The 7,572-nt window shown below is 70.5% G+C and carries 7 protein-coding genes; 1 reads left to right on the top strand and 6 read right to left on the bottom strand.

Annotation, left to right across the window (positions count from 1 at the left end; all coding sequences use genetic code 11):
• Both lptG and lptF read right to left on the bottom strand, forming a co-directional pair.
• Positions 1 to 1,072: LPS export ABC transporter permease LptG (gene lptG, locus V7067_RS05120; RefSeq protein WP_334174803.1), on the bottom strand; the 1,072-nt coding region annotated here is incomplete at its 3' end.
• A 7-nt stretch (positions 1,073 to 1,079) separates the two neighbouring features.
• Positions 1,080 to 2,258 carry an LPS export ABC transporter permease LptF gene (gene lptF / locus V7067_RS05115; RefSeq protein ID WP_334174802.1) on the bottom strand — a complete coding sequence of 393 codons (1,179 nt, stop codon included), beginning with the start codon at positions 2,256 to 2,258 and terminating at the stop codon, positions 1,080 to 1,082.
• Between the two features lie 590 nt (positions 2,259 to 2,848).
• On the opposite strand from lptF, the gene V7067_RS05110 reads away from it, so the two are divergent.
• Entirely contained in the window at positions 2,849 to 4,348 is a 1,500-nt protein-coding gene (locus V7067_RS05110) for a leucyl aminopeptidase (RefSeq protein WP_334174801.1), read from the top strand.
• Between the two features lie 106 nt (positions 4,349 to 4,454).
• Here the strand turns inward: V7067_RS05110 and V7067_RS05105 are convergent, their stop codons facing one another.
• The 4 genes from V7067_RS05105 to V7067_RS05090 all read right to left on the bottom strand — a co-directional run bounded on the left by V7067_RS05105 (position 4,455) and on the right by V7067_RS05090 (position 7,255).
• A complete protein-coding gene (locus V7067_RS05105; protein WP_334174800.1) occupies positions 4,455 to 4,925 on the bottom strand; it encodes a DNA polymerase III subunit chi in 471 nt (156 codons plus the stop codon).
• Between the two features lie 85 nt (positions 4,926 to 5,010).
• The gene (locus V7067_RS05100) at positions 5,011 to 5,475 is read right to left on the bottom strand and encodes a DoxX family protein (RefSeq protein WP_334174805.1); all 465 of its coding nucleotides are present in this window, start codon (positions 5,473 to 5,475) and stop codon (positions 5,011 to 5,013) included.
• Between the two features lie 2 nt (positions 5,476 to 5,477).
• Positions 5,478 to 6,299: a putative DNA-binding domain-containing protein gene (locus tag V7067_RS05095; protein ID WP_334174799.1), complete on the bottom strand. Its 822-nt coding sequence runs from the start codon at positions 6,297 to 6,299 to the stop codon at positions 5,478 to 5,480.
• 8 nt (positions 6,300 to 6,307) lie between these two features.
• Positions 6,308 to 7,255 carry a DUF692 domain-containing protein gene (locus tag V7067_RS05090; protein WP_334174798.1) on the bottom strand — a complete coding sequence of 316 codons (948 nt, stop codon included), beginning with the start codon at positions 7,253 to 7,255 and terminating at the stop codon, positions 6,308 to 6,310.
• Positions 7,256 to 7,572 lie beyond the last annotated feature (317 nt).

Genomic DNA, 7,572 nt, shown 5'->3' with positions numbered 1-7,572 from the left:
GGAGAATTGTCACGCCCAGAAGGGCGGCGACGATCCCCGGAGCCCACGCGGCAATGGTGGGAGCGATGATGCCCACCGAGCCGAGATCGCGGGCGATCTCCGTCGTTACATAAAGCACGAAGCCGGCTGCGACGCCACTTGCCACCAGTCGCCCGGTGCCGCCGAAGCGAGATACCCTTAACGAAACGGTGGCGGCGATCAGCACCATGGAAGCCAGGAAAACCGGCAGGGAAAGCAGCGTCTGCAACTGGAGGCGATAGGGATAGGCGGCCACGCCCGCCCGCTCTGCCCGGTCGATCAGGCCGCCGAGTTGCCAGAAGGACACGGCATCGGGCTGGGCAATCTGGTCGAGAATCTCTTCCGCCTTGATGCGGGTGGGGAAATCCAGAGTGGCAAGATGAGTCGGCGCAACGTCGGGCACGGAAACCGTGACGTTGGTTAATTTCCACACGCCGTCGCCCAGTTCGCCCCGCGCCGCCTCCAGCCGCTCGACGAAATCGCCGGTGAGGCTGAACACGAACAGCGTGACGCCGACGATGGTATTGCCCTTGTCGCGCACCTGACGGGCATGCAGCACCGACTCGGTATCCTGCGAGCGCTGGCGCACCCAGACCTGCTGGGTGGTCTGCTGCATGATCATCTGCTCGCGGCCGAACAGTTCGACGCTCAGCAGGTCGGCGCGGTCCTTCAGCCAGGACGAGACGGGATTGTAGACCGTGGTGGCCAGCACGCCGATGAGGAGGGTGACGGCGATCGGCGGCGCGATGAACTGCCAGATCGAAACGCCGACGGCGCGGATGACCACCAGTTCCGAGCGCCGGGTCAGGCCGACGAACGCCGCCATGGAGCCGAACAGCGTGGCGAACGGCAGAATGCGCTCCGTCAGCGAGGGGGTGCGCATCAGCGACAGCAGCACCGCCTGCCCGATGTTGAAGCTCTCGTCGTCGCCGATGCGGCGCAGAAGCTCGAAGAAATCGACCACGAACACCAGCGTGGCGCCGATCAGGAAGATGCCGAGGATCCAGCGCGTGAAGCGGCGGGCGAGATAGAGCGAGAGGGTCCTGCCGATCATTGCCGCCTCACGCCTGTCCGGTCCGCCGGCCGAAGCGGTCGGCGAGGGTGCTGAAGCCGATGGCGATGCGATCGGTAAGCTGCTGCAGCGGGCGCGGCAGGCTGAGGGCGCGGTCGGAGAGGATGATCGCCAGACACAGGGCGATGGTGCCGAGCGGCACCGCATACATCAGCGCCACGCCGCCGCCGGAGCGGATGGCGAGCGTGGTGGCGCCGAAGCCGGCCAGACGCACGAGACCGACGGTAACGATGGCCCCGAGCAATGCCACTGCGCGGCCCTGACGGTTGGTGCGCGGCTCGCCCAGAAACAGGAACACGATCAGCGAGAAGGCAAGCGGATAGAACGGCTGGCTCAGGCGGTCATGCAGTTCGGAGCGCATGCGGCCGTAGATCTCCTCCGGCTGGCCGGCCACCGGCGCCTCGCCGGCAAGGCCCAGCGTGGTGCGCTCGGACGGGCGGTAGACGACCGGCGCATTGGCGGGCGTCATCGCGCTGAGGTCGAAGGCATAGGTATCGAACCGCACGATGGACAGATTGCCGTCGGAGGTGCGGCGCTGGATGGTGCCGTTCTTCATGATCAGCAGCGTGCGGCCCATCGCATCGACGATTTCGCCATCCTTGGCCAGATAGGTCATGGCCTTGTCGGGATCGCGCTCGTCGGACAGCACGAGGCCCTTGATGACGCCGCCGGAGGTGCGGTCGCGGATGTGGAAGGTCAGCCCCGGCTCCATTTCGATGAAGCGGCCGGGCTTGATGATGGAGGCGACGACATCGACCTGCACGGCGCTGAGCGCCACGCGCACATGCTGCAGGCCCATGGGCGCGGCCCACAGCGAGAGAAAGGCGGCAAACAGCCCGACCGCGACGCCGAGGGTGAAGATCGGCTTCAGCACCTGCCAGCGCGAGGCCCCGGAGGCGTGCATGGCGATCAGCTCGCTGTCGGCGGAGAGATTCGACAGGACGACGACCACCGCGATCACGATGGCGAACGGCGCGATCAGCAGCATCAGGAAGGGAACCGCCAGCAGCGTGATCTGCAGGAACACGCCGATGGCCTGTCCCTTGGAGGTAATCAGATCGAGCTGCCGCAGGGCCTGCGTCACCCACACGACACTGGCCAGCACGGCCAGAGCGGCGATGAAACCGCCGGCAGCCTTGCCGAAGATATAGCGACCGATCAAACCCATCCGACTCAGAACTCCACGCGCCGTTCAATCGGCCGGGGCGCAGCCTGCGCGCCCGATTTCTGCCTGTCCGCCTGCCTCTGCCCCCTCTGCTGGCCTTATACCCGGTGGCCGCTCCGGCGCGGCACCGTCCTGTGCGGGGTCTTTAAAGCCGAACCGTTCCAATATGCGGAGGGAAGCGGCTTCGTGCAATCGCCCGGCGCGGTGCCGGGCCCGGCTGTCCCGCGCCATGGAAGCGCACATGTGGTGAATCTCCGATGAAGATGGCAGCGCGGAGGCGATATATTCCGGCAGGGAAGCGGAAAGAAACGCCGCGGCCGGCGCGTAGCCGGCCGGTGTCCGGCATCCGGCTTGCCGCGGCGGCACCGGCGGCGGCGCGCTGCCGGCGGCTTGCCGGGGCTGTCGCGAGGCGCCTATGTTAGGGGCCTCACAGCGGCGCTGCCCCGGCGCCGCCGCGCTGGCGGGCCCAGTCGGGCTTTCGCCGGTTCCCGCGGCGGGCGTTCTTTTCTGCCGGGGCGGCCATCGTCCGCCGCAGGGTCCGCGGTGTCATGCCGCCGCGGCCCGTCTCCATCCTTTCATCGGGACAGCGTTTCATGGCTCCTCTGCCCACGATTTCCTTCGGTCCGGTCGCGCCTTCCGCGGTGCGCGCGGCGGTGCTTCTGACCGACGAGGCCAGCCTGTTCGGCGGCCACGCGGCGCTGCTCGACGGGGCCGCCGGCGGCGGGCTGACCCGCGCCCTCGTGGCGGCCGGCTTCAAGGGCCGCCGTCTGGCGACGCTCGATCTGGTGGCGCCGGCCGGGCTCGATCTGGACCGCATTCTGGTCGTTTCCATCGGCGCTGCCGACCCCGGCGAACTCGACTGGCTGAATCTCGGCGGCGTGATCGCCGGCCGTCTTGCCGAGGTGCGCGCGACGGCGGCCACCATCTATGCCGACGTCGCCGGTGCACTGACGGTAACGCCCGCCGCCGCCGCCGCGCTGGCCGCCGGCGCCGTGCTGCGCAGCTATCGCTTCGATACCTACAAGTCGCGCCCGGCCGAGGATGCGGCGCCGGAGGCCGTCACCCTCGCCTTTGCCGTGGGGCAGGTCGAGCCGGCGCGTGCGGCGTGGGCCCGGCTTGAGCCGGTGATCGGCGGCGTCGTGCTGGCGCGCGACCTGATCAACGAGCCGGCCAACGTGCTGGGCACGCTGGAATTTGCCGATCGCGCGCTGAAGCTCGCCAGCCTCGGCATCGAGGTGGAGATTCTGGGCGAGGCGGAACTGCAGGCCGAGCGCATGGCGGCGCTGCTGGGTGTGGCGCAGGGCTCGGCCCGGCCGCCGCGCGTCGTCATCCTGCGCTGGAACGGCGCGGCGGCCGACGAGGCGCCGCTGCTGTTCGTGGGCAAGGGCGTGGTGTTCGATTCCGGCGGCATCTCCATCAAGCCGGCGGCGGGCATGGAAGACATGAAGGGCGACATGGGCGGCGCGGCCGCCGTGACCGGCCTTCTGGCGGCGCTGGCCGGGCGCAGGGCCCGGGTCAACGCGGTCGGCGTGCTCGGCCTTGTGGAGAACATGCCCGACGGCGCGGCCCAGCGCCCCGGCGATATCGTGCGGGCCCGCTCCGGCACCACCATCGAGGTCATCAACACCGACGCCGAGGGCCGTCTCGTGCTGGCCGATGCGCTGCATTATGCCATCGAGCGCTTCCGGCCGCGCCTTGCCATCGACCTCGCCACGCTCACCGGCGCCATCATGGTGGCGCTCGGCAGCCACCATGCCGGCCTGTTCTCCAACGACGACCATCTGGCCGCGGCGCTGACGGCGGCCGGCCTCGCCACCGGCGAGCGGGTGTGGCGCATGCCGCTCGGGCCGGAATACGACAAGATGATCGAATCGAAGGTCGCCGACATCAAGAACACCGGCGGCCGTTATGGCGGCTCCATCACCGCCGCGCAGTTCCTGAAGCGCTTCGTCGGCGACACGCCGTGGGCGCATCTCGATATCGCCGGCACGGCTATGGGCTCGCCCGCAACCGAGATCAGCCGCGGCTGGTCGTCGGGCTTCGGCGTGCGCCTGCTCGACCGTCTGGTGGCCGACAACTACGAAGGCGCCTGACGCGCAGGTCGCAGGACCCGGTTCCTCACGCCGACCGGGCGGGAGGGGGGGCGAAGCCGTCGCCCGCCTTCCGCCCGCCGGCGGGCGGCAGGGGCGCGGGGTGCCCTCAGGCCTTGCGCTCCCAGCGGCCGGCGGGCGACTGCTGCCAGTAAGTGAGATTGTGGCCGGCCGCCTTCAGCAGCCGCCACTGGCCGCGCGCGTGTTCGAGGGCCTCGGGGTCGCGGCCGTCGAACAGGAAGACGACGCGCTGATAGGGGGCGGGATCGTCGATATCCGCGCGGTCCACCAGAAAGCGCACCGTGGCGCCGTTGGGGTTGTCGGGCCCGGCGGTGAGAAAGACCGGCTGGTCTTCCGCCGGCCCGTCGGCGGCGGTGCCGTGGGGCAGGAAGGAATCGTCCCGGTAGGTCCACAGAAAGGTGTCGAGCGCGTCGCGCCGCTCTTTGGAGCCCGCCTGCACGGTGACGCGCCAGTTGCGTTCCAGACACTTTTCCAGAAGCGTCGGCAGAACGGCATCCAGTCCGTGGCGCTCCAGATGGTAAAACTGGCAGAGCGGTGTCTTTTCGGCGGTGTCGGACACGGGCGTTCTCTCTGATTTCCCGGCCGGGCGCTGCGGTGCCGGAAACCGGGGGTGCGGGCGCAGACTGCGGGGCCGCACTTTCTTCCTAGCCGGAGTCCGGGGTGGTCTCAACCGGCCGGGCCGGGCACCGGCGGGCGAGAAGCGCATCGAGCGAGAACCGGCCCGGTCCGCCGCTGAGGATCACCAGCAGGCACACCGCCCATGTGCCGTGCACCGGCCAGGCATCGGGATAGACGAAGACCTCGATCACCAGCGTCATGGCGAGCAGGGCCAGCGCGGACAGCCGGCTCAGGAGGCCCGCCACCAGCAGCGCCGGAAAGAGGTGTTCCGAAACGGCGGCGAGATGGGCGGCCAGCCAGGGCGACAGCACGGGCAGGCGATAGTCCGTCTCGAACAGATAGAGCGCGGCGTCGGTGACGTGGAAGCCGTCGACCTTGGTCTGCCCGGAGCGCCAGAACACGCCGGCGATGGAAAGCCGGGCCATGAGGGCGAGAATATCGGCCGGGAAGCGGGCCGCCAGCGCGCACAGGCGACGAGCCGGTCTGCACATTGTCATGGTCTGTCCTCTCCGGTTGCAAAGGCGACGAAGGCACCGGCGGCAAGGGCGCCGGCGAGGCTCGGGGCCAGATCGAAATCCGGTGCGGCCCCGGTTGCCGCTGCGGCGGCGGCAGCCAGCGTTTCGCCGGCCTGAAGCGCCAGCAGAAAGGCCGCGCCGCCGGGCGGCAGGCAGCGCTGGGTGATGGCCAGCCCCGGCCGCAGCACCAGAACGTCTTCGCCCGGCAGGTGGCCGACCGGCGCCGGCGTCAGATCCCCGGCATTCATGGCCCAGATCGTGAGCACCGGGTGGTGCGAGCGCACGATGTGCGCGGCCGGGTGAAGCCGCAGCCGCAGAGAGGCGACGGCCGCCGGCGCAAGTCCGGCCAGCCCGGCCGCCGCCAGCGGCGGCGCGTCGGCCGCATGACAGGCGCGCAGACGCGCGAATTCCAGCCGCATCACATCGGCGAGATAGGGCACGGTTGCCGCCGGCGGAAAGGCCTGCGCAAAGGCGGCGAAGCCGGCGCCGTAATCGAGCAGCACCGGCGAGCGCGGTGGATGCGCCGCCGCGAACGCCAGCGCCATGGCCCGGAAGAAATCCGTGCCGACGATGCGGCAGGCGGCCGGAAAGCCGGCTTCCAGCGCGCCGGCCCGGGCGGCGGCGACGTTGTTGCGATAGACCGCGAAACGGCCGGCAAGGCTGGCGCCCGGCGGCGCGACGAGGCCCGGCGGCAGATGGCCGGGCCCGGCGGCCAGCGCGGCGGCGAACGCATCGCGCAGGCCGGCGGGGGCGGTGTCAGCGGCGGCAGGGGAGGCGGCGGTGTTCGGGGGGCTGTCCATGGCGCTTCTCACGCCGCCGTCTGCGCGCGATGGCGCTGCAGAATGGCGTCGGCCGCCGTGGCCTCGGCCAGCAGGCGCGGCCAGTCCGGCACGTCGTTGTCCCATTCGATCAGCGTCGGCAGCGGGCCGGCGCGGGCGATGACGCCGGCAAACAGCGCCCACACCGGATCGGCAACCGGGCTGTCGTGGGCATCGATCAGCAGCGCATGGCCGTTGTCGTCGGTGCCGGCATGGTGGCCGGCGAGGTGGATTTCACCCACGGCCGCCAGCGGAAAGGCGGCGAGGTAAGCGGCGGCCGAAAACCCGTGGTTGGCGGCGCTGACCCAGACGTTGTTGATGTCCAGCAGCAGCCCGCAGCCGGTGCGGCGGACCAGTTCGGCGAGAAAATCGGTCTCCGCCCATGTGCTTGCGGCAAAGCGGAGATAGGTGGCCGGATTCTCCAGAAGCATCTGCCGGCCGAGCGCCTGCTGCACGCGGTCGATATGGCCGGCGACCGTGCGCAGCGTCTGCGTCGTGTAAGGCAGCGGCAGCAGATCGCCGAGAAAAGCGGTGTCGTGGCTCGACCACGCCAGATGTTCGGAAAACCGCTCCGGCTGGTAGCGTGCGCACAGCCTTGCAAGGCGGGCGAGGTGGGCGGCATCGGGCGGCCGGTCGCCGCCGATCGACAGGCCGACGCCGTGGACCGACAGGGCATAATCGGCTCTGAGGCGCGTGAGCCAGGCGTGGGGCGGGCCGCCGTCGCCCATGTAGTTTTCCGCATGCACCTCGAAGAAGCCGACCGGCTGCGGGGCGGCGACGATGGCGCTGAAATGGGCCGGCTTGAAGCCGGTGCCGGCCCGCGCCGGCAGGCCCGCCCCGCCCGCGGCCGGCACGGCGGCGGCATTCGGGGGCGGTGCGCCGGTCGCCGCCGCCTCTGCGCCGGATCGCGTCACTTCGGACCAGACTGTTTCAGACATATCGGCTTCAGACATGGCAGCTTTGGACATGGCAGGGCCTTTCCGGGGCGGAAGAACGGACGCCGGAAGAACGGCAGACAAAGAGAACGCGGCAAAAGAGAACGCGGCAGGGGGCGGCCGGCAGCCCGGAGCAGGCGGGCCGCCGGCCGGTTGCGCGCGGCACAGCCGGGCCCGTGCCGTGCTTCGGGAGCGAAGCCGGGTCGGGAGGCGTGCGCGGTGCGTGGAAAACGGGCGGCAGGGCCGGTTGCGGCGCGGTGTGCCGCGCCTGCCGCCATCGGTCGTCAGTGCGCCGGGCAGCGGCAGAACCGCCCGGACAC

The sequence above is a fragment of the Pseudoxanthobacter sp. genome (assembly GCF_036822375.1).
Lineage (GTDB): Bacteria > Pseudomonadota > Alphaproteobacteria > Rhizobiales > Segnochrobactraceae > Pseudoxanthobacter.
Note: the sequence above shows the minus strand (reverse complement) of the source record. Positions and strands in the feature narration are given on the sequence as shown.

Bases quoted from the DNA above. Each gene is read 5' to 3' on its own strand.
- lptF (WP_334174802.1), bottom strand. From the start codon at position 2,258: ATGGGTTTGATCGGTCGCTATATCTTCGGCAAGGCTGCCGGCGGTTTC.
- V7067_RS05110 (WP_334174801.1), top strand. From the start codon at position 2,849: ATGGCTCCTCTGCCCACGATTTCCTTCGGTCCGGTCGCGCCTTCCGCG.
- V7067_RS05100 (WP_334174805.1), bottom strand. From the start codon at position 5,475: ATGTGCAGACCGGCTCGTCGCCTGTGCGCGCTGGCGGCCCGCTTCCCG.
- V7067_RS05095 (WP_334174799.1), bottom strand. From the start codon at position 6,299: ATGGACAGCCCCCCGAACACCGCCGCCTCCCCTGCCGCCGCTGACACC.
- V7067_RS05090 (WP_334174798.1), bottom strand. From the start codon at position 7,255: ATGTCTGAAACAGTCTGGTCCGAAGTGACGCGATCCGGCGCAGAGGCG.